Below are 25979 nucleotides of genomic sequence, written 5' to 3'. Positions count from 1 at the left end.
AATTTTGCATAGTGTCATCGGACAAACAGTTATGGCTATCCATAATCCATTTGTATTTTACCGAATCCTGCTCATATGATTAAATAGATAATAAGCAATCCTATCAAAACATGGAGGGGATTTACATGAAAGATATCGTGAGACGATTTGAAGAGGTGCCAACCACCTGCATTTCTGACGCTATGCAAGGACTCAACAACCTAGATTCCAGCATTAAGCCTTTAAAGGATGAATATAAAGTAGCCGGCAGGGCGTTCACCGTCAAAATGCCTGTGGGAGACAACCAAGCCGTACTTCGGGCCATTCGGGAAGCTCAGCCAGGAGATGTCTTAGTGATTGATGCCAAAGGGGATACATACCGCGCGGTGGCCGGAGACTTTGTCGTTGGCATGGCACAGACTCTAGGAATCAAAGGTATGGTCGTTGACGGGGTCATTCGCGACATTCAAGGAATTCGAGATCTTGATTATCCTGTCTTTTACAAAGGAACGACCGTTGCAGCCAGCGGCAAGGCTGGAATGGGAGAAATCAATGTGCCCATATCTTGCGGCGGGGTAACCATCCAGCCGGGAGATATTATTGTCGGCGATGCCGATGGCGTGGTGGCTGTCCCCCAAGCGGAGGCCGAAACGATTCTCGCCAAAGCCATAGAGAAGATGAAAAAAGATGAAGAACGGGCCAGCATGATCTCCGGAAAACCGGAAGCCGTGAGGCAGCATTTGGATGATATTCTTTCGTAATAGAAGACAAATGAAGGGTTACAATCGGTCTAACCGAGTGGGTAACCCTTCTCATTTTGATGAACACGTGAGTTTCAATGTTAGGATATCAGCTTACACTATGCTGCAAAACTATTATTTTTCTCTTCGCGGATTGATTATATTGAGAAACCTCTACTCTCAAACCAGCTTTCTCCCATTCATTCCGGAGATTCTTTTTCACTTGTTCATAGGATAACTCACCCAACTTTGGCACCCGTTAACCTCATGCATCAAGCCGTATAAAAAACACCCAAGAAATATCAAACCTGCTTCGCCTGTTTCATGTTAGACGAAAATCAAAACAGTCTTAGATATTTTTGGGTGTTCGCTATGAATACCATCTAGTCTTTCCAATATCGTTCATATAAGTTTTGCATATGTTCAGTCATTAATTTTACTGCTTTTTCTTCATTGTGCTCCTCAATCGCTTTAATGAGCGACTTATGCTCATTAAAATTAACTTCTCTATAGTCTGGCCGGGTCACGGTTCTATCCCGAATAAATTTCCACATTTCTTGCTGCTTCATCGCATTAGTAATAGAAGACATAAAATTAATAAAGAGATCGTTATGGGAAGCCTTGGCTATCTCGTTGTGTAATTGTTCATCTGTTTCTGGTACATATATGCCGGCCTTCGTTTCCTCTTCCATCTTTTTTATGGTCGAAGAGAGATTCTTAATATCTTCAGTCGTGGCTCTTAACGCCGCAAACTTTACAATAAGAGGTTCTATGTTCATTCTTGCTTCAATAATATCTTCTGGCGATACGGACTCAAGTAAGTTTTCTGATTGGGAACTTTCAACTGAAACCTGGGTGCTATTCACAAACACGCCTTCTCCCTGGCGGGAATAAATGATGCCGGTCAGCTCCAATGCACTAAGAGCCTGTCTAATGGTTGCGCGGCTCACACCGAATTGTGCACACAGTTCTCTTTCAGAAGGAAGCTTATCACCTATTTTAAATGACCCTGACTGGATTTCTGAAAGAATTTGGTGATAAATTTGTACATGCAATTTTTGACTGGATACTGGATTGAATTTTATGGTAACCACTTCTTTCAAACATTGTTGACTCATTATACCCATATTTTATAAATCCATCCTATTATATAATTTACTAATTTAAAAGGCAAATTTCCCATCATCCAAACGTGAAGAATCACAACTCCTTATCTAAACGATCCTGGCATTCTAAAATGAAAGCCCATACAGGAAGAATAAGACTACTCTACCATAAAATAGTAATCAGCTCAACATATCGATACCGCTTACACAATTTCAACGCGTGGCACCAATCACCTATCGTATTAGGCTTTATACAGCCTTTCTATTCTCACGATCTATCTTTTCTACACCATTAAACTTTCCTGACTGTCTTACTAAGAAAAGGACTATACTAGCACCTATAATCAAACTACATCCTAGAAAGATCATGCTTAAATGAAAGGATCCCGTTACATCTTTAATATATCCGACAAGGTACGGCCCAAAGAATCCGCCTAGATTACCGACACTATTAATCAAAGCTATGGCACCCCCAGCAGCAGCTCCCGTTAAGAAAGAAGGAGGAATAGCCCAGAACGGGGAGTATGCACCAAATGCTCCACATAAACTAATGGCTAGCAGGATGAATGATCCGATAATGTTAATACTTGCAACATAGGAGCTCAGGATCATGGCCACTGCACTTACGGTTAAACATGCCGCAACATGTAAGCGTCTTTCATTCTTCTTATCTGAATGGTTACCAACTAGAATCATCGTAACCATAGCACATAAATACATAAGCCCTATAATCCAACCCATACTTTGTGAACTCAAGGATATGGACTCCGATAAGCCCTTCGAGATGGTAGGCAAGAACATGTTAATTCCGTAATAGCCAATCATCCAGCAAAAGTATCCAACGGATAAGGTGAGAACATCACGATCTTTTAGCGCTTGCATAAAGGTGTAGTGCTTGACTTCTTGTTTCTCAAGATTTTCTTTCGTCGTAATATCAATCAACCATTGTTTTTCTTCTTTGGTTAACCATTTGATATCCTCAATTTTATCATTAAGATAGAAGTAACATACAATACCTAAAATGATAGCTGGAATAGCTTGTAAAATAAACAACCACTGCCATCCTGATATATCCAACCAGTTGATCGTCAGCAAGTACGTTGACAAAGGAGCACCCATTGCGTTAGCAGCCGGTATAGCCAGCATAAATCCTGCTATTGCTTTTGCATGATGCTTTGTTGGATAAAAACCACTTAAATACCACACCATACATGGATAAAAACTTGCTTCAGCAACTCCTAGAAGAAAGCGACCAATATAAAATTGCAGTGGTGTTTGCATAAAAGCCATGAAACATGCTATTAATCCCCATGAAACCATGATTCTAGAAATCCATTTTCTAGCTCCCACTTTATTCATCAGGGCACTCCCCGGCACTTCTAAAAGAAAATAACCTAGAAAGAAGATTCCCGCACCCAACCCGTAAACCGCATTTGAAAAGCCTAAATCTTCGTTCATTTGTAGGGCAGCAAATCCAATGTTTACCCTATCAAGTATAGCTACTACAAAACAAAGAAATAGAAAAGGTAGTAATCTTATCGAAACTTTTTTAATCGTTGACTTCTCTAATTGTGTTGTATCCAAAGTAATCCCTCCTTTATTTATGGATAACTTAACTTTCATTATATATAAACTTTTATGCCGATAATAGCTTGTTTTGTTTTCCATCTAGGCATAATAAATCGGAATGCCTAGATGGAAAAAATTGGATTAATCCATGTGGGAACCGCCATTGATATCGATTTCTTCACCTGTAATATACGATGCTTCTTCAGAAGCCAAGAATGCAATGGCTGCTGCAACTTCTTCCGTTTCCCCAGGTCTGCCCATTGGTATTCCTGCAATAACATTATTCGCTAACTCTTCAGGAAGGGACTTCCAGATGTCCGTATTAACAAGTCCTGGTGCAACACAGTTAACCGTTATTCCATCAAGTGCAACTTCACGGGCGAGATTTTTAGAGAAGCCCAATACTGCGGCTTTGGATGCAGAGTAGTGCGAACCTCCGAATACTCCTCCCCCTCTTTTAGCTGACACGGAGGAGAGACTTACGATTCTGCCGTATTTCTGTTCCTTCATAACTCGGACTACGGCTTGTGTACATAAGAATAATCCATACATATTCACATTAAAAATTCTTGTCATGTCCTCAAGCGTCATGTCTTCAACCGTCACCTTTTGGGAAATCCCGGCGTTATTTACGAGAATATCGATTCTTCCATAGGTTTCTAGCACTTTTCCTACCATTGCATCTATAGATTCTTTACTAGTAACATTCAATTCTACACCCAAAGCTCTCCCTCCAGCTTCAGTAATAGCATTGACTGTATCTTCAATTCCTTCTGCATTTAAATCGGCTACAACTACAGCTGCTCCCTGCTTGGCAAGCGTTAAGGCTATTGTACGCCCAATTCCTCTTTTCGTACCGCTTCCCGTGACGATAGCTACTCGATTAGTTAATTTAAACATCCTTTACGCACCCCTATTTAATAGTTTTTAATTCTTCTAGATTTTTTACTTCGCAAGCATTTCCTTAGCTGTTTTCACTATATTATCGACCGTAATTCCGTTAAGCTCCATCAGCTTTTCATAAGGGGCAGATTCTCCAAAGCGGTCTTGAACCCCTATTCTTCTAACCTTTCCTTGTCCTTCTTCCGCTGCTACTTCACAAACGGCACTTCCGAGACCGTTTAGAATATTGTGATCTTCTACTGTAATGACATGGCCGAGAGCTAAACATTCAACAACTGCTTCTCTATCCAGAGGTTTAATCGTATGCATATCTAATAGCTTTACCGAGATCCCCTCGTTTTCCAGTTCCTCAACTGCGTCCAATGCCAGATGTACCGTATCGCCATTCGCAATGATCGCGAGATCTTTTCCGTCCTTTAGCTTTTTGGCTTTCCCAATCGTAAACTCTTCGTTTTCATCATAAATCACAGGAACGGAATCACGAGTAAAGCGAAGGTAGACAGGACCGTACATCTTTGCTGCTTGCTCAACTAGCTTTCTTGTAGAATAATAATCAGCACCCATAATCACCGTCATGTTTGGAATGGTTCTTAAAACTCCCATATCCTCAATAGCCTGGTGACTTCCGCCATCGTTTGCTGGGGTAAGTCCCCCGTGAGAGCAGGCAATTTTTACATTTAAGTTGGGATAGCAAATTTCTTGCCTAATTTGCTCAGCCATTCTTAAGGAGCCAAATACCGCGTAAGTGCTAACGAATGGGATCTTGCCCGTTGTTGCAAGACCCGCAGCAATTCCGCAGCCGTTCTGCTCTGCGATCCCCACATTGATATGCTGATTAGGCAATTGCTTAGAAAACGCTCCTGTTTTACAAGATTTTCCGATATCGATATCTACCACGAAAATATTGTTATTCTCTTGTCCTAATCTCACAATTTCATCACCAAAGCCTTCTCTCGTGGCTTTTTTTACGCGGGCTGCTTTTTCCATTACACTCATTATTTTAACCCCCCTGCAATTTCTGCTAGTGCCTGTTGATACTGTTGTTCATTAGGAGCGACTCCATGCCAATCCACCACGTCCTCCATAAAAGAGACTCCCTTCCCTTTTACCGTATCAGCGACAATACACTTGGGTTTACCATTTTTAGCTTCTCTAACATAATCCAACGTCTCCAAAATTTCTTCCATGGAATGACCATTAATTCTTCTCGTCTCAAAACCAAAAGCCTGAAATTTCTTCTCCAAATCTTGATTAGGCATGACCTCGTCGCAGGTTCCATCAATTTGTAATCGGTTGTCATCCACAAATACAACCAGATTATCCAGTTTGTACTTCACGGCGCTTTGGGCTGCTTCCCAGATTTGGCCTTCTTGGCACTCTCCATCTCCCACCATGACGAACACTCGATAATCTTTTTGATCTCTTTTTCCGCCTATGGCCATGCCCACTCCGCAAGAAAGTCCTTGCCCCAGGGATCCAGTAGAAATATCAATGCCTGGACACTTTTTCATATCGGGATGGCCTTGAAAAGGAGAACCATATTTTCTTAAGGTGTGCACGCTTTCATAAGGAACAAAACCTCGTAAAGCTAAAGCCGAATATAATATGGGACAAACATGTCCTTTGGATAGAACAAATCGGTCACGGTCTTCCCATTTAGGGTTTTGAGGGTCCACATTCATCTCTTTGAAGTAGAGAGCTGCTATAATATCAGCTGCGGATAAGGAACCTCCCGGATGTCCAGATTGCGCTTCATAAATCATGGTAAGAGCTGTTTTTCTAAGCTCAATAGCTTTTTGCTTTAGTTCTTCTACGCCTATCGCTTTCATATTTGTCACTCCTCTTAGTAGACTTGAAGTTTACTGCTCTCTTTTTTTAGTAACAAACCTTATAACCCTGTGTGCACTTTTCTATCCTGTTCACTTGTCTACTTGTCTACTTGTCTGCTAAGTGAACTTGTATATTTAGTATACCTACAACCCGTGTAATAGTCAATAAAGAATTGGAAAGGAAATAATTTTTATTCAAATCAAAAAAACAGCATTCAAACCTCAAATACTGTAACAGAAATGATGTTTACAAGTTTCTGGTGCAAAGATGAAATCCATTGAGAATACATATAAACTAATTGGTTAAATTAACCACAATATGCACAATAAACATTTTGAACTAACCTAGTATCGAGGTGTAAATAGGAGATGATATGCTTTTGGGTATGTTCAAAACGATCAGGAAAATATTTAAATCTAATTCAATCCCTAATAATCAACATATAAAGAAAAAAACACCTTTACAAACCAATCTTCAGGAAAATATTCGAATAATTATGGAGGTTATTGGAAATAGCCCGGATGTTGTTATCAGGGAATTTGGCATCGGAAAGAAAAAGTCGATTAAAATAGCTCTGGTCTTTACAGAAGGCTTGTCTGATGCTCAATCTGTCAATCAATTTATCATGGAATCTTTAATGCTGGATATACCAGAAAGCGACGTGAATTTAGACCATTCATCCGAGAACTTTAATTTTCAACTCCTGAAAGAGCTTCTTCCTGTAGGGAACATCAAGGATGTTTCGGATTTTGAAACCTTGCTTCCATCCATCTTATCAGGGGATGCTGCCATCCTATTAGATGGATATTCTCAAGGTCTGCTGATCGGTTTGAAAGGATGGGAAGACCGCGGTGTTCAGGAGCCTTCTTCGCAAACGGTCATCCGCGGCCCAAAAGAAGGATTTTCTGAAAACATACGGACGAATACCGCATTGGTCCGGAGAAAAATTAAAGATCCTAACCTTTGGTTGGAAAACCTAACCATAGGAAGGGTAACCCAAACTGCGGTCAACATCATGTACATTCAGGGGATTGCGAATGGAAAAGTCATTGAAGAAGTCCGGAAACGACTTACCCGGATCGAAATAGACAGTATACTGGAAAGCGGCTATATTGAAGAATTAATCCAGGATGAAACATACACCGTTTTTCCCACGGTGTTTCATACAGAAAGGCCTGATGTCATTGCTGCCGGACTTTTGGAAGGGCGTATCGCCATTTTTGTGGATGGAACCCCCTTCGTCCTCCTCATTCCAGTCATTTTCCCGCAATTCTTTTCGGCAGCGGAAGACTATTACCAGCGGTTCGATATCGCTACGCTTCTTCGCTTGCTGCGTTATTTCGCTGGTTTTATTGCCTTACTGGGTCCATCCTTCTATATTGCCATTACGACTTTTCATCAAGAAATGCTGCCTCCCGGGCTGTTGTTTAGTTTGATGGCTCAACGGGAAGGGGTCCCTTTTCCAGCCTTCATTGAAGCTCTCTTAATGGAGGTAACCTTTGAACTGCTGCGGGAAGCTGGGATTCGAATGCCCAGAGCGGTGGGACAGGCGGTATCGATTGTAGGGGCCTTGGTCATTGGACAAGCGGCAGTGGAAGCCGGCATCATTTCGGCTGCTATGGTCATTGTCGTATCCATTACCGCTATCTCCAGTTTTATCATTCCTGCGTATAATATGGCTATTTCCTTCAGAATCCTGCGCTTTGGCATGATGGGTTTGGCGGCCTCCTTCGGGTTATTGGGCATTATCGTAGGAATCATTGTCGTCATCCAACACTTATGCCGATTACGTTCATTCGGGGTTCCGTATATGGCTCCATTTGGCCCCGTTGTGATGGCAGATCAAAAAGATTCGATTATTCGCGTACCATGGTGGGGAATGTTCTCCAGGCCCCGATTTGTAAGTCAAAAGAATATCAGCCGTGAAGATAATCCTCCAACTCCAAAACCGAAACCACGCAGGTAAATAGGAATTCATAGAGAGAAAGGAGGAGTCATTACGAAACCAAAGCCGATTTTATGCTTAGTTTCCATAGTTCTATTGATGATGCTTACCGGATGCTGGAACCGGAGAGAATTGAACGAACTTGCGGTTACGGTAGCCATGGGGTTGGATAAAAAGGGGAATCATATTCTTCTTTCTCAACAAATCGTCAATCCGGGAGCGATCGCTTCCAAAGGAGGCACTTCCCCGAGTGGCGCTCCTGTCACTTTGTTTCAAGAAATGGGAAGCGGTGTGATGGAGGCTGGCCGAAAAATGACAACTGAGAGTACAAGAAAAGTCTATACGGGGCAACTCCAGATGCTTATCATCAGCGAAGAATTGGCAAGAGATGGGCTGGGCGATATACTGGATCACATTTCCAGAGACCATCAATATAGAAGGGATTTCTTTGTGGTTATAGCTAGGGGCACAAGGGCAGAGAACATCCTTAAAATTTTTACCCCTATAGAACGAATTCCAGCCAGTAAAATGAATCGTTCTCTGGATAACTCGGCTGGTGCTTGGGGAACAACAACTGCTGTGAGAATGGATCAGTTTATGTCAGATATCATCGACAAAGGAAAAGAAGCTGCACTGCCAGGCATAAAGGTGGTCGGAAAGCAGGCATTGGGCGAAACCCAGGAGAATGTGGAACAAATTGATCCCGGTGCCGATTTGCAGTTTAACGGCCTAGCGGTATTCAAAAAAGATCGGTTGATCGGCTGGTTGAATGAAGAGGAAAGCAAAGGATATAACTATACCCAGGGTGAGATCGAAAGTACGACAGTTGTCTTCCCCTGCCCCCAAGGGAAGAAGAATATCACGGTGGAAGTGCTTCGCACCGAAGAGGATACCCAATTTAAAAAAGTAAACGGCAAGCCTGAAATGGATGTCAAAATTAGTCTTGAAGGAAATATAGCCGATGCGCAATGCGCTATCGATTTATCGAAGCCGGAAACGATTGATCATTTAGAGAAATTAACGGAAAGGAATATAAAACAGAGCATTTCTGCTGCATTAAAAGCCGCTCAGAAAAAATATAAAGTAGATATTTTCGGATTTGGCGGTGTAATTAACCGCAACGACCCTAAATATTGGGAGCAAGTCCGAAAGCGTTGGAATCAGAAATTTCCGGATTTACAGGTCAATGTTGAAGTGAAGGCGGATATTCGACGCGTATTTTTAACTAAAAAATCCTTTTCGGAAAGAATGGAGGAGTAAACGGGATGTGGACCATTGCTGGGATATTGGCGATAGGGGTTATTATCGTGCTCATCGAAGTCCCTTCCCTTCTGAAGAAAAATCATAGAAAGGATCTATGGGTATTTTCTATCCTGTTCCTTTTTGGGGTTGCGCTAAATATTTTGGATAAGATGGATGTGCCCATTCCTAACCCATTCAAAGGGATTACAGCCATTTTCCATCCTTATGGCGAGATGATTTCCCAATTATTTAAGTGAAATTCAAGTATAAAGGTGATATCAATGCAGGAGAACGGTAAAATTGCCCCTCGCCAGTTTATGATTTTCGTCATTCTATTTACCACCGGCAGCTCCATTCTTTTGTTGCCAAAATTTATTGCTGCGGAAGCAGAGCAAGATGCTTGGATAGCCGCTGTGATCCTTGCAGGATTGGGACTTTTGCTGGTATGGCTATACAAAACGTTGGGAAGTCTTTTTCCGGATAGGACCTTGGTTGAATATAGCCAGGAAATTTTGGGGAGATGGATGGGAAAAATCATTTCTCTTCTGTTCTTCAACTATACTTTTTTCCTTTGTGCCATTATATTGCGGCAAATCAGTAATTTTTTTACGTCAACGATCATGCCGGAGACACCGATTGAGTCGATACATTTCCTTTTTTTAGGGGCTGCCGTTATGGGGGTGCGCTACGGCCTGGAGAATATGGCTCGCACTTCCGAAATTTTTTTCCCTTGGGTGTGTATTTTATTCATGATGATTGTTTGCTTTATTTCTCCTCAAATTGAATTTGAAAAAATACAGCCCGTTATGGGAAAAGGAGCTAATCCGGTTCTTCATAGTGCTTTCATGAACCTTGGCTTTCCATTTCTAGAGCTTATTCTGTTTTTGATGATTTTCCCCTATGTAAATCGGATAAAGGAAGCTGGAAGAAGCTTTTTCGTAGGTTATTTGATTGGGGGAATGGCCATTATCCTGGTTACTCTCTTGAGTGTTTTAGTATTGGGAGGCGAAGCAACAGCAAATGAACATGTTCCCAGCTATATTTTAGCCCAAAAAATAGATATCGGGAACTTTATTCAACGGGTAGAAGCGATCATGGCCGGTTTATGGATCATTACCACTTTTTTCAAACTACAGATCTGTTATTATATTTCAGCATTAGTACTTGCGCAAACGCTAGAATTGCATGATTATCGCCCCCTAACGTTTCCATTGGCCATGGTCCTGGTAGTCCTTACCCTTGTGATCGCTCCCGATATCAGCTATTTTGTTAACTTTATTGCTAACATTTGGACACCCTTTTCTCTCGTATTCGGTCTTTGCATGCCATTGTTTCTTTTAGTGATGGCTAAGCTTAGACTAAAATTTTTAAGAAAGGGTAAAAGTTGATATTCTATGGGGGTATAACGGTAGTCGAGGTGAAAAAGTCTAAATAAGCCGAATTCCCTGTCTCAGGGAAAATCGGCTTCATTGCAATAGTGTATGTTTGTCCACATTGTACAACCGTTAGATAGTGACGCGATGATTAAGCTTGCCCTACAGACCCGAATTCACGGATTTTTCCTTTTACTGTTTCTTTAATAGCATCTCTGGCAGGTCCAATAAATTTACGGGGATCATATTCGGTTTGATTTGAAGCTATAAGTTCCCGTAAAACATTCGTAAAAGCCATTTGGTTTTCCGTATTCACGTTAATCTTAGAGGTACCAAGTGAAATGGATCGCTGGATTTGTTCTGTTGGAATCCCTGTACCGCCATGCAAAACTAGTGGCACCTTCGTCATGTCACGGATGCTTTCCATCTCCTTAAACCCTAGCTTAGGTTCTCCCTGATAGGGACCATGTACAGAACCCAGCGCAGGAGCGAGGCAATCAATTCCGGTCAGTTCAACCAGTTGCCTGCATTCCTCCGGGTTGGCATAGATGACTCCCATTCCTACCACATCATCTTCTTGCCCGCCAACAGTTCCAAGTTCTGCTTCAACTGAAATTCCCCGTTCATGCGCGTACTCCACGACTTTTTTGGTAATTTCCACGTTTTCTTGGAAAGGATGATGGGAAGCATCAATCATGACCGACGTGAATCCAACGTCTATCGCTTCTTTGCACTTCTCATAACTAGATCCGTGGTCCAGGTGAATCGCTACAGGTACAGTTATGTTTTTATCTTCTAATAAACCTTTCACCATGTTTACCACCGTTTTAAACCCACCCATGTAACGAGCAGCACCTTCAGATACACCTAATATAACGGGGGACTGTTCTTCTTCTGCAGCCGCTAAGATAGCTTGAGTCCATTCCAAGTTATTAATGTTGAATTGTCCTACCGCATATTTTCCTGCAAGCGCTTTATCTAACATATCCTTCATTGAAACTAATGGCATTTTAATCTTCCCCTTTTTAAGAAAGTTTAAATTTTATATTTGTATCGGGACACGAAATGATTTTGGCCATGTGCATCCCTAACATACCAGTTGGGTTAATTGAATGGTCTATATCGATAAACTTTTTGCCAAATGGTGTATAGACCTATCTATGGAATGCCTGTCTATAGCCGCTTCTTGAAATAGAGTGTGGATGAGTTGGCCTTTTTTCACCCCTACCATGACACCCATTTCCCCCTCCAATAATAGATCTACAGCCTTCGCCCCCATCTGGCTGGCCATCATCCGATCATAAGCGGAAGGAGAGCCGCCACGCTGAAGATGTCCGAGTACCGTCACCCGTGTTTCTAGGCCTGTTTTCTCCCTGATGATGTCGGCAATATCTTGTCCTCGACATACACCCTCTGCGACGACAATGATACTATGCTTTTTTCCTCGTTTATTGCTTCGTTCCAGCCTGGCAATCATATCATTCATATCATGATTCTCTTCAGGGATAATGATCACTTCCGCTCCCGCACACACCCCTGACCAGAGCGCAATATCGCCTGCATCCCGTCCCATTACTTCAATTAAATAGGTGTGTTCATGGGATGTCGCGGTATCCCGTATTTTATCAATGGCCTCCACTGCCGTATTCACTGCTGTATCAAACCCAATGCTATAATCCGTACCAGAGATATCATTGTCTATCGTCCCTGGAATTCCTACGGTTGGAAATCCCTGTTCCGTTAGTTTGCTAGCCCCACGGAAAGATCCGTCTCCACCAATGACGATCAGCGCTTCGATATCGTTATCTCTTAATTCAGAAAAGGCTTTTTGCTGCCCTTCAGCTGTCTTAAATCGTTCAGTTCGGGAACTTTGAAGGATCGTACCTCCGCGATGAATAATGTCCCCGACACTACCTAAGTTCATAGGGATAAAATTTCCTTCCATTAATCCCTGAAAACCATTCTTTACTCCGAAGACTTCCAGTCCTCTAAAAATTCCCCGGCGAACAACGGCTCGAATCGCAGCATTCATTCCCGGTGCATCCCCACCGCTTGTAAGTACTGCTATTCTTTTCATTGCTTTCCTCCATTCTGCTCATCAGCTATTTCGAATGCGCTTTATTATAACTTCTGTATAATCCCAGTTGACTTGTCTGCTTGTCTACTAAGTTAACTTATATAACAAGTATATATACAACTATCCTCATAGTCAATAAAGAATTAAAAATGGGGGTAATTTTTCTTCAAATCAAAAAAATAGCCAGAGAAAATTCCCTGACTATATTACTGTATACATGACTTCAATCCTTTTTGCTTATGTCAACCATCCAAGAGGTACGGTTACAATGGACGGGAAGAGGATTAACAGGAAAAGGATTAGTACTTGAACAAGCAGGAACGGCCATATCCCTTTCATGATATCTTCCATGCCTATTTTTCCGACGCCGCAAGCAACGTTCAGCACCGTACCTACCGGTGGTGTCAGCAATCCAATGCAACAATTGAGAATAAACAGGACTCCAAAATAGACGGGATCTATTCCTGCCTTCTCAATGACCGGCATGAGAACCGGTGTCAAAATGAGAATGGTAGGCGTAAGGTCCATCGCTGTACCTACAAGCAAAATCAGCAGATTTATGGCTATCAATAGAAGCAGCTTATTTTCAATGAGTGGTCCAAGCATATCGGTTATGACTGATGGGATATTTGCTACAGTAATGAGCCAAGCAGAAACCATCGCTGCCGCAGCCAAAAACATAACCACACTCGTGGTTTTGGCTGCAACGATTAAAACCCGGTACAATTCCTTCATTTTCAACTCACGATAGATGACAAGGCCGACGAACAAGGCATAAAACGCTGCAACCACCGCTGCTTCAGTCGGAGTGAATACCCCGCCGCGCAAACCTCCAACGATGATGACCGGCAACAGAAGAGCCCAAACGGCCTTTCTTGTGGCAATCCACATTTCTTTAGGCGATCTTCTCGGAAAAACCTCTGCATTGCCCTTGCGAACAACAATAGCCCATGTGATGACTAATCCTATACCGATAAGAATACCGGGGATGATCCCTGCCATAAATAGCTTCGTGATGGATACTCCACTAGTAACCCCAAAGATAATCATGGGAATACTTGGCGGGATAACCGGCGCAATGATGCCGCCTGCCGCGATCAAACCGGTGGAACGATTCCTATCATAGCCCGCTTTCACCATCATCGGGATCAAGATCGCTCCAAGCGCTGCCGTATCGGCGACAGCAGAACCCGATAAACCCGCAAACAGCACGCTAGCCATAATTGCCACATAACCGAGTCCGCCGCGGATATGCCCGACAAGCGACAAGGCAAAATTGATAATTCTTGAGGAAATCCCGCCAGCATTCATCAATTCTCCCGCAAGAATGAAGAAAGGAATGGCCATGAGCGGGAAATTATTCGCCCCGTTTATTAAGTTCTGGGCGACAATCTGGCTATCGAAAATATCAAGGAAATACATCAACGCGACACCGCTGGTCAATAAAGCGAAAGCAATCGGCATTCCAAGCGCCATTACCCCCAGGAGCGAACCTACAAAAACAACAAGAGCCATTACCTTCCACCCCCTGAAATGGCTTGTTTTTCTTCATGAAGGACACCTATTATCTCCTCTTCAGATTCCTTCATGTGAATAAGCTTTTCGATTGCCCCCTTCTTAAACAGCGCCCGGTATAGGTTAGAAAGAAGAATCAATCCCATGCTCACACTCATCACAATTCCAATTCCATAAATGTAGGATAGCGGCAATCCCGTTGCCGGAGCTGTACTATCCATATTGCTCAGAGTCATCTTCCAGCTTCCATCCAAAACCAGCCACAATATATAAAAAACGATCAGATTGCTAATAACATATACTATTTTTTTCAATGTTGGGGATAGCTTTTTAACAAACATATCCACGGCAAGATGTCCATTATCTTTCAAAGCGCCGATGGCTCCAAGAAATATCATCCATATAAATAAGAAGCGCGCTACTTCCTCTGACCAGGTAATTCCCGAATTAAAAACATACCTTAGAACAACATTTCCGAATACGAGAATGGCCATAATGGACAAAGAGAATACCATGGCTATGTTTAATATGTTGTTCAAGAATGTTGAGGCTCTTTTCATGCCAAATACCTCCCCACAAATCTATTTTTTTAGAACAATTACATCCCTAAACCAGCATTTCTCCACACGTTGCTGCAAGTTGAGGGGGGTGGTCCCTCCCCCCTATTTTGCTTCCTCTATGGCTTTGAACAATTTATCCATAAGCTCTTTTCCGTAAACTTCTTCAAATTCTTTATATACAGGCTGTACTGCATCCTTGAAAAGCTGTTTATCCACTTCATTTACCTTCATGCCGTTCTTCTCCAATTCAGCTTGTAGCTTCTGGTCATCTTCCTTCACTAGGTTTCTGTGATATTGCCCAGCTTCTTTTGCGCTTTCTTCAATAATCTGCTGCTGCTCAGGCGTTAATGTTTTCCAGAATTTCTCACTTATGGATAAAGGAAGAGGCATGTATTGGTGTCCTGTTAAAGATACATATTTTTGGACCTCATAAAGTTTGCTGTTATAAATATTCGTCAGCGGATTTTCCTGGCCATCCACAACATGCTGTTCTAAAGCAGTGAACAATTCCCCGAAGGCCATAGGTGTCGGGTTTGCGCCAAGCGTTTTGAAAAGACTAAGGGATACAGGAATTTCAGGTGTCCTGATTTTGATTCCTTTCAGATCCAAAGGCTTTTCAATCGGTTTTACACTGTTGGTGACGTGCCTGAACCCATTTTCCCAATAGGCAAGAATGCGAATGTCCTTAGCGATCAATGGCTCAGCCAACTCTTTCCCTAGAGGACCATCAAGAACCTTCCAGGCTTGCTCGAGGCTGTCAAAAACATAAGGAAGCTCGACTACGCCGATGGGTTCATGATTTCTGGCATAAATACCCGTTGCTCCTGCAGTAATTTGCAGAGTATTCGCTTGAACGCTCTGCAGCATAGCTGATTCGCTGCCTAATTGCTCGCTGTGGAAGACTTGAACTTCCATTTGGCCATTCGATTTTGTCTCAACCAGCTCTTTGAATTTCAATGCAGCTTGGTGTCTGGCATTTTTCTCAGCAGCGCCGTGACCAAATTTAATGATCATCTTTTTATCGGCAGCACCTTGCTGAGCAGCATTTGGATCTGAATTCGTGGAGGAAGAACATCCAGATAGCAACATGGATCCGGCAACGAAAAAAATAGTTAATACAAAACTGATTTTTTTCATAGATTTCATAATAATATTGACCCCCTAAGTGTTTTTTGGATTTAAGAAAGAATAATGGCAATTGAGCTTGATTATTTGCGGATACTCCATTCTTGTCCACGAATAGCTTGGATGGCTCTTTTTCTATCCTTTTGACCATAGATGGCACTACCAGCTACAAGTACATTTGCGCCTGCCTCCAATACCTGTTTAGCCGTTTCATCATTAATGCCACCGTCTACCTCAATTTCTACACGATCTAAACCTTTATCATCTAACATACGGCGTAAATTTTTAATTTTGGACAAAACGTTGGAAATGAAACACTGTCCTCCAAATCCCGGATTTACGGTCATGAGTAAAATCATATCAAGGTCCTGTAAAACGTTTTCAAGGGTTTGAATAGGCGTTGCAGGATTCAGAGCAACCGCTGCTTTAAGACCCAGATCCTTAATCAAATAAACGGAACGATGAAGATGCTTGCAGGATTCTTGATGAATAGAAATAATATTGGCGCCTTGCTTAGCAAATTCAGGGATATACCGGTCTGGATTTTCAATCATTAAATGGACATCCAAGGGTAATGCTGTTAGAGGACGAATCGCCTCAACAACTAACGGCCCTATTGTAATATTGGGAACAAAATGCCCATCCATTACATCAATATGAATATAATCAGCACCTCCTTGAACCACTTCAAAGATTTCCTGCCCCAAATGAGCAAAGTTCGCAGAAAGAATAGACGGAGCAATCTTTACTTTTCGTTCCAATCTATTGACCTCCTATTTTCTATTTTTAAGATTCATAGATATATTTTCTCTACCTGATTAATTTTCTCTAATCGCTGCATATGCCTGCCTCCTGAAAATGCCGTTGTAAGCCACACTTTCACAATCTCTAATGCCAAACCAGTACCTATCACTCTTGCACCCAGTGCTAAGACATTTGAATCATTATGCTCGCGAGTAGCCTTGGCCGAAAACAGGTCAGAAACCAAAGCACAACGAATCCCCTTCACTTTATTGGCTGCAATGGACATGCCAATCCCCGTTCCACAAACCAAAATACCTTGTCCACAATCACCCGACGCCACTTTTTCTGTGACCAGAAACGCATAGTCTGGATAGTCTACAGACTTCTCATCACAACAGCCAAGATCCTCATATGAAATATTCATCGTTTCAAGTAAAGACTTAATTTCTTCCTTTAAATGATAGCCGCCATGATCGGCTCCTAATGCAATTCTCACAAATATCGACTTCCTTTCCTTCTTCAGCAGATACTTCATAAACAGATACATTTGCAAACGTTTTCAAATAAGACAAAACCTGGTTAAGCTAATGCCAGGATAAACATGTCCTTTTAATAGAACAAACCGGTTGCAGCTCCCCATTTAGGATTGCGAGGATCCATATTCATATTTTTCCACACCTATTCCTTTCATCTCTGTCACTCCTCTGCTACGTATTTGTACACCCATAAACCACTTGTATTACTGATCTGCTTGTCCACTTGTCTACTAAGTAAACTTGTATTATCAGTATACTCACAACATGAATCGTAGTCAATAAAGAATTTATAATTTTTATCGAATTAAAAAAACAGCATTAAAACCTCAAAAACTGTGACAGAATAAAAAAAGAAGACATTGAGCATGAATCCCCAATGTCTTCTTTTTTTATACAATTAATTTGAATTTAATCCTACAATAACTGTTCGATAAGAAAGTGCATCGAGGTTATATGACGGTCCATCCGCTATCCACACGGATTGTATCGCCAGTAATAAAATTGGCCATGTCGGAAGCTAAAAATAAGACTGCTCCGGTTACACAGACGGTCAGCCAATGTCCCTAATGAAATAAGACGCTAAAAAATAAGGAGAGGGCAGTAAACCCTCTCCTTTGTCTTTAGGCAGAAACGAACTTATCTTTGTCTGATGCGGAGGATCCGTGGTGCTTGTATTCATTCTCCCAGAAATCGGCATCAGCGATACCTATCTTTACCGGATCAAATACAGGATCTATACCTTCTTTCTTCTGTCTTTCATAATCTTTTAATACTTTCATTGCCGGCTTGGTGAGAAGCAGGATAGCAATAATATTCAACCATGCCATGCTTCCTACGCCAATATCTCCCAATCCCCAAGCAAGTTCCGCTGTTTTCACGCACCCGTAGAAGGTAACGGACAGGATAGCAATCTTTAAGGCGTATTCGGTCCAAACCCGCTTCACTTTACGGTTCAAATAGGCAAGATTGGTTTCTGCCATATAGTAATAGGCCATGATCGTGGTAAAAGCGAAGAACAATAGGGAAACAGCGATAAAGGGTCCGCCAAATCCCGGGAATACAGTTTCAACAGCCTTTTGCGTGTAAATCGGGCCTGGTGAGAGATCACCCAAATTATTCACAATCGGGGCTGCCCCCTCCGGTGTCACATTATACATTCCCGTCAAAAGAATCATAAATGCGGTGGCCGTACAAACAAACCATGTATCGACATAGACAGAGAAAGCCTGAACCAACCCTTGTTTCGCAGGATGGGAAACTTCCGCAGCGGCAGCCGCGTGAGGGGCTGTACCTTGTCCCGCTTCGTTGGAATAAATCCCGCGCTTAACCCCCCATACAATAGCAGAGCCAAGAATACCGCCAAAGGCAGCATCTGCACCAAATGCACTCGAAAAGATAAGGGATATCACCCTAGGCAATTGATCCATATTGGTAAACACAATGAATAAAGCAACCAAAATGTAACCTAAAGCCATAAACGGCACGACGACTTCAGCAACGCTCGCAATCCGCTTGACACCGCCGAAAATAATCATCGCAAGGATAAGTACTAATCCGATTCCGGTAACCGTCGGGCTGATCCCTAATCCATTTTCCATACCTGCAGCAATACTGTTCGCCTGTACGCCCGGTAAAAATACACCTGTTGCGAGCACCGTAACAATCGAGAACAATACCGCATACCACTTCATTTTTAAGCCTTTTTCAATGTAATAGGCTGGGCCCCCGCGGAATTGACCGTCCTGTTTGGTCTTGTATACCTGTCCAAGAGTCGCTTCTACAAACGCAGAGCTCGCACCCAAAAAGGCCATCATCCACATCCAGAAAACCGCTCCAGGCCCCCCGAACGTAATGGCCGTGGCTACCCCGGCAATGTTTCCTGTCCCTACACGGCCGGCAAGGGCCATCGATAATGCTTGGAATGAGGATACTCCCGCTTCGGAACTCTTGCCTTCAAACATCAATTTAATCATGTGGAAAAAGTACCTTATCTGCAGGAAACGGGTAGCTATGGAGTAAAATAGCCCTACTCCTAAGCATAGAAAAATCAACGCCTTGCTCCAAATGAGTCCATTCAGCCAATCAACAAAAGCTACCACAGAACAACCTCCTCGAATTATCTTATAAATAAATATTTAGTTGTTTGTTAGTAAAGCGCTTTCAGTCATTGATAAAAAATATATAGTGAAATTTATCATAATCACTATACTGCATATATCTAATATTTTAACAGAAAGCGTTTTCTTTTTCAATTGAAAATATTATATCTATATAAAATAAATCGATTGTCAATAATGTTTACTTTTGAACCACATTGAAGCCATCATTCTACCCGCACTAACAGTCACTATCATGTGAATACGATGGTTTTGTTGCCATGAACCAGCACCTTATCTTCCACATGCCATGAAACCGCTTGTGCGAGTACCGTTCTTTCCACTTGGCGTCCTGCAATCTTTAAATCCTCGGCTGAAAAACGGTGATTCACCCGAAGTACATCTTGCTGTATGATGGGCCCTTCATCCAGATCATTTGTAACATAATGTGCCGTTGCCCCAATCAGCTTCACTCCGCGCTGAAAAGCCCTCACATACGGATTGGCCCCCACAAATGCCGGCAGGAAAGAATGGTGAATGTTAATGATTTGATTGGGATATTTTGAAATAAAATGAGGTGACAAAATTTGCATATACCTTGCCAGGACTATAAAATCTACTTTATCCCGTAAAATCTCTAAGATCTTCTGTTCTGCTTCCTCTTTTGTTTCACTGGACAAGGGAATGTGATAATAAGGAATCCCATAAGCTTCAACGGCTTCTTTCAAATCAAGATGGTTGCTGATCACGATGGGGATTTCCACCGGAATTTCTTTCGATTTCCAGCGCCAAAGAAGCTCCATCAGACAATGATCGGTTTTAGAAACAAAAATCGCCATTCGTTTTATTTTTTTCTCACTGTTTAAGGTCCAGTCCATGGCATGGTCCCGAGCCAACATGGGCAAATCCTGCTGAATCTGCTGAAAGGAGCGGTCAAAATCCTCCAGATCAAACGCTATCCTCATAAAAAACAAGCCGCTTCGCGGATCTGTCGTGTGCTGATCAAACTGTACAATATTCGCTTGGTGTTCTAATAGAAAGTTAGACACCACCGAGATGATACCTGGTTTTTCCGGACAGGAGATGAGCAATGTCGCTCGATTAACATACATTTTTTGATCCAAATCTGTCCTCCCCCTCTCTAATGTTTTTTTATGAGGTTGTCCCAATAGCTAGTCTATACTGACGACTTAATGGGAAAAACTCCACCTATTTTAAAAATGAAGAAAAATAATAAGGGGTTAGTTGGAAAAAGTCCACTTACCATCGAGAAAAAGATCCAAAACGGAGCCATTATCGTGATTAGCGGCACATTTTCCAACTATTTCATATGAAATCTGATAAAGTTTTATTGTAAGTGGAGATTTTCCAACTACCTTCCACCTGCAGCCTTCTGCACTTGTTCATGCGCGTGATAGGAGCTTCGAACCAGGGGACCGGATTCCACATGGGCAAACCCCATATTCATCCCTATTTTGCGAAACTCCGCAAATTCTTCCGGTGTATAATATTTTCTAACAGGCAGATGTCTTTTTGTTGGCTGCAAATACTGCCCGATGGTCAGGATATCACAATCGACATGCCGCAAATCATACATGGTCTCTAAAATTTCCGGTTTGGATTCCCCTAAGCCGAGCATAATGCTAGACTTCGTCTTCTGGTTGGTACCCAGTTCCTTCGCATTCCTCAGTAATGCCAGAGAGCGGGAATACTTCGCTTTCGCCCGAACTTGATCAGACAATCGCTCCACCGTTTCGATATTGTGGTTCAGGATATCCGGTTTGGCCCGCAGAACCACTTCGAGTGCACTGGAATCCCCTCCGAAGTCGGGAATCAAAACCTCGATCCCCGTCAGCGGATTCATCTGTCGGATGGCCTTGATCGTTTCAGCAAAGATGGAGGCTCCTCCGTCTGCCAGATCATCCCGGGCAACAGAAGTAACGACTACATGCTGAAGCCCCATTTGTTTTGTAGCTGTGGCCACCTTCAGGGGTTCTTCCAAATCCAATTCTGTCGGGAGTCCCGTCGTTACGGCACAGAAGCGGCAGGCCCGGGTGCAGATACTTCCCAAAATCATAAAAGTGGCAGTTCGATTGCTCCAGCATTCGTAAATGTTGGGACACTTGGCTTCTTCGCATACGGTATGAAGCTCCTTGCCCCGCATGATGGCCTTGATTTCCTTAAACTCTTCATTGGTATGAAGTTTAATCTTTAGCCATTCCGGCTTCGCCTCACGCTTGGATAAGCTCATGAGCCGTGCTCCTTTCCGCTTGCGGCTGATCCTCTCCACCTGCCGGTCTCTTGTATCTCAAGATCGGCTTGCGAGCCGCCGCTACTTCATCCAGTCGGGTAATGACCGTGTGGTGAGGCGCTTCAAGTATGATTTCCGGATTCTCCTCGGCTTCCTTCGCGATTTGGATCATGGCCTCGATAAACTGATCCAGCGTTTCTTTCGATTCGGTCTCCGTCGGTTCGATCATCATGCATTCTTCAACAATCAGCGGGAAGTAAATGGTTGGCGGGTGATATCCAAAGTCAAGCAATCGCTTCCCGATATCCAGGGTTCTTACCCCCAGCTTCTTCTGTCTTCTTCCCGACAAGACAAATTCATGCTTGCAAATGCGGTCATAAGGCAAATCGTAATAAGGAGCCAATTTTCTCATCATGTAATTGGCATTCAGTACGGCTTCCTGTGACACGCGAAGCAATCCATCCGGACCATTCGAGCGAATATAGACAAAGGCGCGCAAGTTAATGCCGAAGTTGCCGTAGAATGCCTTCACCCGGCCAATCGAATCAGGCATATCATAGTTGAGCCGATAGCTGTCTCCGTCCTTGACTACTTCCGGACGGGGCATGAAAGGAATCAGCTCTTTTTTGCAGCCAATCGGGCCGGAACCGGGTCCGCCTCCGCCGTGAGGACCTGTAAAGGTCTTATGCAGATTCAAGTGAACCACATCGAATCCCATATCTCCCGGACGGGCAATCCCTAGAATCGCATTCGTATTCGCTCCATCGTAATAGAGCATGCCGCCGGCCTGATGAACGATATCGGCGATTTCCAGAATATTTTCTTCGAATAAACCCAGCGTACTCGGGTTGGTCAGCATCAAAGCAGCTGTATCCGGACCTACCGCTTTTCGCAACTCTTCCAAATTCACATTTCCATTCTCATCCGAAGAAATGGTGATGGTTTCTAATCCCGCGACCGATGCACTGGCCGGGTTGGTTCCATGCGCCGTATCCGGAATGATCACCTTGTTCCGCTTTTCCCCGCGGCTTTCATGGTAAGCGCGAATCATCATCAGCGCCGTCCATTCGCCTTGCGCACCCGCCGCAGGCTGGAGGCTTACGGCATCCATGCCCGTGATTTCCGCCAACTCGGTCTGTAAATCGTAAAGGACCTGGAGAGCTCCCTGGATCGTTTCCTCCGCCTGATACGGATGAATCTTGGCAAAACCCGCGTAACGGGCGACATCTTCATTGATTTTGGGGTTATATTTCATCGTGCAGGATCCGAGCGGATAAAACCCGGAATCGATGCCATGGTTCCGATTGGACAATTCCGTATAGTGCCGCACCAGGTCGAGTTCCGATACTTCCGGCAATTCAGCCGGGGTTTCGCGGATCAGGTGAGCCGGAATCACGGATGATGGCTCCACAGAAGGAACATCGCTGTCGGGCAGGCTATAGGCTGCCCGACCTGCCTTGCTCATTTCAAAAATAAGAGATTTCTCCTTGTTGTTAAGCACGTCCGATCTCCTCCAATCCTTGTACTAAGGAATCAATTTCTTCCTTGGTGCGCGCTTCCGTTACCGCCAGAAGCATATGGCCTGCAAGCTCCGGATAATCCCGTCCCAGGTCATACCCTCCTACGATCTTGCGTTCTAATAGGGCTTGATTGATTTCCGTTACGCTGCCGGGAACCTTGACGACAAACTCATTAAAAACAGGAGCATCAAACGCAATCTCATATCCGGCTAAGCCTGCAATTTGGGTTTTCGCATAATACGTTTTTTCGATATTCATCCTGGACATCTCTCGAATCCCTTGCTTGCCGATCGCTGACATCGCAACGGAAGCGGCCAAAGCATTCAGCGCCTGGTTGGAGCAAATATTGGATGTCGCCTTTTCACGGCGGATATGCTGTTCACGTGCCTGCAAGGTTAGCACGAACCCGCGCTTTCCTTCTTGGTCTACCGTTTGTCCGACAATCCGCCCCGGAATTTTGCGCATCAATTTCTCGCTGACAGCGAAGTATCCGCAAGAAGGGCCACCCAGTTGCATTGGAATCCCGAATGGCTGGGCATCCCCCACTACGATGTCCGCTTTGAATGATCCAGGTGGCTGCAAAACGCCTAAAGCCAGCGGATTGGAACTCACGATAAACATTCCTTTGTATTTGTGGGCGATTTTCTCCACAGCCGCTAAATCTTCAATGGACCCGAAAAAGTTAGGGTACTGGACAATGACTCCAGCGGTATGTTCATCCACCGCTTGTTCCAAGGCTTCTAGATCTGTTACTCCATTCTTTACATCAATCTCCACGACGTCGTAGCTTTGTCCTTTAGCATTGACTTTTAAAATGGCTCTTGCCTCCGGATGTACCGCTTTGGAGATCACGATCTTTTTTCCTTTTGCTCCGCCGACGGCTAAATTGGCTGCTTCCGCAAGCGCTGTAGGACCGTCATACATCGAAGAATTAGCTACATCCATGCCGGTTAACTCGCAAATCATCGTTTGAAATTCAAAGATGGCTTGCAGCTCCCCTTGACTGATCTCCGGCTGATAAGGAGTGTAAGCTGTATAAAATTCAGATCGTGAAATGACGTGATTGACAGTGCTTGGAATATAATGATCATAGATTCCAGCTCCAAGGAAATAGGCATACTCTGAGCTATTCACATTCTTGTTGGCCAGTCTGGTAAAATGCTTGACGGTTTCCGGTTCGGATAGAGCCTTAGGAATATTCAGCGAGCCCTGAAAGCGAACCTCCTCCGGAATATCCGAAAACAACTCACTGACATCTTCAATCCCAAGAAAGGATAACATCTCTTTCTTGTCTTCTATGGTCATGGGAAGGTAGCGATGCTTCACGTCTTATTCCTCCTCGGTAAATGAAGTATATTGCTCTGCTGTCATGAGTTCTTTCAACTCATCCGGTTGACCCAGCTCAACCACCACCATCCAGCCCCCGCCGTACGGCTCTCCGTTAATGGTTTCCGGTGCATCCTCCAGCTCGCTGTTCACTTCAACTACTCTGCCGCTCACCGGCGAAAAGATTTCCGATACGGCTTTTACCGATTCGATCGTCCCCATACTTTGATTTACGGTTACCTCTTCATCCGCTTGCGGAATTTCAACGAAGACAATATCCCCTAACTGATGCTGGGCGAAGTCCGTGATGCCGATCCTCACTCGGTTATCGCCTAACACCTCCACCCATTCATGCTCCTTGCTGTACAGTAGGTTAGAAATGACTTGACTCATGGTTATTCCTCCAAAATGTTTTGTAATTTACTAGATTTATCTCTTATAGAAAGGGGATTTGATCGTAACCGCGTCCACCCGTTTTCCTCGGATTTCAACCTCCAGCTGCGTGCCCAGCTTCGCAAAGTCGGAACGGATCAAGGCCAAGCCCAGATTCTTCTTTAACGTAGGAGATTGGGTTCCTGATGTGATATAGCCGATAGGCGTATCCTCCAAGGCTGCTCCGCTAGCATAAACCGGATAGCCCGTACGCGGAATCCCGCGCCCTACCATTTCAATGCCAACCAATTTGCGAGGAATCCCTTCTTCTTTTTGTCGGATGAGGGCTTCCTTTCCAATAAAACCTTCCTCGGCTTCCAACTTCACCGCAAAGCCGATACCCGCTTCGAGCGGGCTTATATCCTTATCCAGCTCTTGGCCGTAAAGGGGAAGCCTTGCTTCAAACCGCAACGTATCTCGTGCTCCTAGACCGCAAGGAAGGATATCCCCTTTCCCTGCCTCCAAGATTTTTTCCCACAAGCTGCATGCATCGGAGGCATCCACATAAAGCTCGAATCCGTCTTCGCCCGTATAGCCGGTACGGGATACGAGCGTTGGAATGCCTGCAATGTCCACCTTTTCTTGGAAATAAAAGAATTTGAGATCCGACAAGTTAAAGGAAGTCAAATTTTGCAGGATTTCTTCCGCTTTTGGACCTTGCAAGGCCAGCTGGGCGATCTTAGGGGATACATTATCGATCGTGAGATCTCCTGTGGATTGTTCGATGATCCAGGAAACATCTTTTTCGATGTTGGATGCATTAATCACTAAGAGATACTCATCTTCTTTGATCTTATAAACGAGCAAATCATCGACAGTTCCCCCACTCGGGTAACACATGGCCGCATACAAAGCCTGATTCTCCCGAAGCGGGTTGATATCATTCGTAACCAACCGCTGGACCGCTTTTTTGGCATCCGGCCCCTTCATCACGACTTCACCCATATGAGAAACATCGAATAGACCCGCACGGGTTCGAACCGCGTGATGTTCCTCGATGATGCTGCTAAACTGAACAGGAAGCTCCCAGCCGCCGAAATCAACGGTTTTCCCGCCATATTTTCCATAGAGCGGGTATAGTGGCGTTCGCTTTAACCCTTCCATACTGCC

Annotated in this window: 26 protein-coding genes; 5 read left to right on the top strand and 21 right to left on the bottom strand. The window is 43.7% G+C overall.

The window, feature by feature from the left end; all coding sequences use genetic code 11:
* The first annotated feature begins 125 nt into the window (after positions 1-125).
* Positions 126-740, top strand: coding sequence for an RraA family protein (locus ABLT31_RS24130; RefSeq protein ID WP_367756556.1), 615 nt, complete (start codon positions 126-128; stop codon positions 738-740).
* Between the two features lie 88 nt (positions 741-828).
* Here the strand turns inward: ABLT31_RS24130 and ABLT31_RS24125 are convergent, their stop codons facing one another.
* From ABLT31_RS24125 to ABLT31_RS24100, 6 genes are all read right to left on the bottom strand, one after another.
* Positions 829-975 (bottom strand): hypothetical protein, encoded by a 147-nt coding sequence (locus ABLT31_RS24125; protein ID WP_367756554.1) that lies wholly within the window; start codon positions 973-975, stop codon positions 829-831.
* Between the two features lie 127 nt (positions 976-1102).
* The gene (locus tag ABLT31_RS24120) at positions 1103-1813 is read right to left on the bottom strand and encodes a FadR/GntR family transcriptional regulator (RefSeq protein WP_367756673.1); all 711 of its coding nucleotides are present in this window, start codon (positions 1811-1813) and stop codon (positions 1103-1105) included.
* A gap of 261 nt (positions 1814-2074) precedes the next feature.
* Positions 2075-3409, bottom strand: a complete 1335-nt coding sequence (locus ABLT31_RS24115) for an MFS transporter (RefSeq protein ID WP_367756552.1) — start codon at positions 3407-3409, stop codon at positions 2075-2077.
* Between the two features lie 126 nt (positions 3410-3535).
* Positions 3536-4294, bottom strand: a complete 759-nt coding sequence (locus ABLT31_RS24110) for an SDR family NAD(P)-dependent oxidoreductase (RefSeq protein ID WP_367756550.1) — start codon at positions 4292-4294, stop codon at positions 3536-3538.
* A gap of 45 nt (positions 4295-4339) precedes the next feature.
* A complete protein-coding gene (locus ABLT31_RS24105) occupies positions 4340-5293 on the bottom strand; it encodes a transketolase family protein (protein WP_367756548.1) in 954 nt (317 codons plus the stop codon).
* The gene (locus tag ABLT31_RS24100; protein ID WP_367756546.1) at positions 5293-6126 is read right to left on the bottom strand and encodes a transketolase; all 834 of its coding nucleotides are present in this window, start codon (positions 6124-6126) and stop codon (positions 5293-5295) included. Before ABLT31_RS24100 ends, ABLT31_RS24105 begins: the two co-directional genes overlap by 1 nt.
* Positions 6127-6500: 374 nt before the next feature.
* On the opposite strand from ABLT31_RS24100, the gene ABLT31_RS24095 reads away from it, so the two are divergent.
* Genes ABLT31_RS24095 through ABLT31_RS24080 form a run of 4 tightly spaced genes read left to right on the top strand, consistent with a single transcriptional unit; the run spans position 6501 to position 10702 of the window.
* Positions 6501-8093 (top strand): spore germination protein, encoded by a 1593-nt coding sequence (locus ABLT31_RS24095; RefSeq protein ID WP_367756544.1) that lies wholly within the window; start codon positions 6501-6503, stop codon positions 8091-8093.
* Positions 8094-9332: a Ger(x)C family spore germination protein gene (locus ABLT31_RS24090; protein ID WP_367756671.1), complete on the top strand. Its 1239-nt coding sequence runs from the start codon at positions 8094-8096 to the stop codon at positions 9330-9332.
* A 5-nt stretch (positions 9333-9337) separates the two neighbouring features.
* Positions 9338-9571 carry a hypothetical protein gene (locus ABLT31_RS24085; protein ID WP_367756542.1) on the top strand — a complete coding sequence of 78 codons (234 nt, stop codon included), beginning with the start codon at positions 9338-9340 and terminating at the stop codon, positions 9569-9571.
* Between the two features lie 24 nt (positions 9572-9595).
* Positions 9596-10702, top strand: a complete 1107-nt coding sequence (locus ABLT31_RS24080) for a GerAB/ArcD/ProY family transporter (protein WP_367756540.1) — start codon at positions 9596-9598, stop codon at positions 10700-10702.
* A 136-nt stretch (positions 10703-10838) separates the two neighbouring features.
* On the opposite strand, the gene ABLT31_RS24075 is transcribed toward ABLT31_RS24080, so the two are convergent.
* From ABLT31_RS24075 to gcvT, 15 genes are all read right to left on the bottom strand, one after another.
* Positions 10839-11696, bottom strand: a complete 858-nt coding sequence (locus ABLT31_RS24075; RefSeq protein WP_367756538.1) for a class II fructose-bisphosphate aldolase — start codon at positions 11694-11696, stop codon at positions 10839-10841.
* A gap of 108 nt (positions 11697-11804) precedes the next feature.
* On the bottom strand, positions 11805-12764 hold the full coding sequence (gene pfkA, locus ABLT31_RS24070; protein WP_367756536.1) for a 6-phosphofructokinase: 960 nt from the start codon (positions 12762-12764) through the stop codon (positions 11805-11807).
* 237 nt (positions 12765-13001) lie between these two features.
* Entirely contained in the window at positions 13002-14279 is a 1278-nt protein-coding gene (locus tag ABLT31_RS24065) for a TRAP transporter large permease subunit (RefSeq protein ID WP_367756534.1), read from the bottom strand.
* A complete protein-coding gene (locus tag ABLT31_RS24060; protein ID WP_367756532.1) occupies positions 14279-14839 on the bottom strand; it encodes a TRAP transporter small permease in 561 nt (186 codons plus the stop codon). The genes ABLT31_RS24065 and ABLT31_RS24060 overlap by 1 nt, the downstream gene beginning before the upstream one ends.
* 102 nt (positions 14840-14941) lie before the next feature.
* Positions 14942-15985, bottom strand: coding sequence for a TRAP transporter substrate-binding protein (locus ABLT31_RS24055; RefSeq protein WP_367756530.1), 1044 nt, complete (start codon positions 15983-15985; stop codon positions 14942-14944).
* Positions 15986-16047: 62 nt separating this feature from the next.
* Positions 16048-16725: a ribulose-phosphate 3-epimerase gene (gene rpe, locus ABLT31_RS24050; protein WP_367756528.1), complete on the bottom strand. Its 678-nt coding sequence runs from the start codon at positions 16723-16725 to the stop codon at positions 16048-16050.
* 32 nt (positions 16726-16757) lie between these two features.
* The gene (rpiB, locus tag ABLT31_RS24045) at positions 16758-17204 is read right to left on the bottom strand and encodes a ribose 5-phosphate isomerase B (RefSeq protein WP_367756526.1); all 447 of its coding nucleotides are present in this window, start codon (positions 17202-17204) and stop codon (positions 16758-16760) included.
* Between the two features lie 489 nt (positions 17205-17693).
* Entirely contained in the window at positions 17694-17753 is a 60-nt protein-coding gene (locus ABLT31_RS24040; protein WP_367756669.1) for a hypothetical protein, read from the bottom strand.
* Between the two features lie 111 nt (positions 17754-17864).
* Positions 17865-19343, bottom strand: a complete 1479-nt coding sequence (locus ABLT31_RS24035) for an alanine/glycine:cation symporter family protein (protein WP_367756524.1) — start codon at positions 19341-19343, stop codon at positions 17865-17867.
* Between the two features lie 251 nt (positions 19344-19594).
* Positions 19595-20464: a formyltetrahydrofolate deformylase gene (purU, locus tag ABLT31_RS24030; RefSeq protein WP_367756522.1), complete on the bottom strand. Its 870-nt coding sequence runs from the start codon at positions 20462-20464 to the stop codon at positions 19595-19597.
* Between the two features lie 248 nt (positions 20465-20712).
* The gene (lipA, locus tag ABLT31_RS24025; protein ID WP_367756520.1) at positions 20713-21591 is read right to left on the bottom strand and encodes a lipoyl synthase; all 879 of its coding nucleotides are present in this window, start codon (positions 21589-21591) and stop codon (positions 20713-20715) included.
* The gene (gcvPB, locus tag ABLT31_RS24020) at positions 21572-23092 is read right to left on the bottom strand and encodes an aminomethyl-transferring glycine dehydrogenase subunit GcvPB (RefSeq protein WP_367756519.1); all 1521 of its coding nucleotides are present in this window, start codon (positions 23090-23092) and stop codon (positions 21572-21574) included. Before gcvPB ends, lipA begins: the two co-directional genes overlap by 20 nt.
* Positions 23085-24437: an aminomethyl-transferring glycine dehydrogenase subunit GcvPA gene (gene gcvPA, locus ABLT31_RS24015; RefSeq protein ID WP_367756518.1), complete on the bottom strand. Its 1353-nt coding sequence runs from the start codon at positions 24435-24437 to the stop codon at positions 23085-23087. The genes gcvPB and gcvPA overlap by 8 nt, the downstream gene beginning before the upstream one ends.
* Positions 24438-24440: 3 nt before the next feature.
* Positions 24441-24830, bottom strand: a complete 390-nt coding sequence (gene gcvH, locus ABLT31_RS24010) for a glycine cleavage system protein GcvH (RefSeq protein ID WP_367756517.1) — start codon at positions 24828-24830, stop codon at positions 24441-24443.
* Between the two features lie 36 nt (positions 24831-24866).
* On the bottom strand, positions 24867-25973 hold the full coding sequence (gene gcvT, locus ABLT31_RS24005; RefSeq protein WP_367756516.1) for a glycine cleavage system aminomethyltransferase GcvT: 1107 nt from the start codon (positions 25971-25973) through the stop codon (positions 24867-24869).
* Positions 25974-25979: the final 6 nt, after the last annotated feature.

The organism is Ammoniphilus soli, from assembly GCF_040813775.1.
The sequence above is the reverse complement of the archived record's forward strand: the minus strand, read 5'-3'. Positions and strand labels throughout refer to the sequence as shown.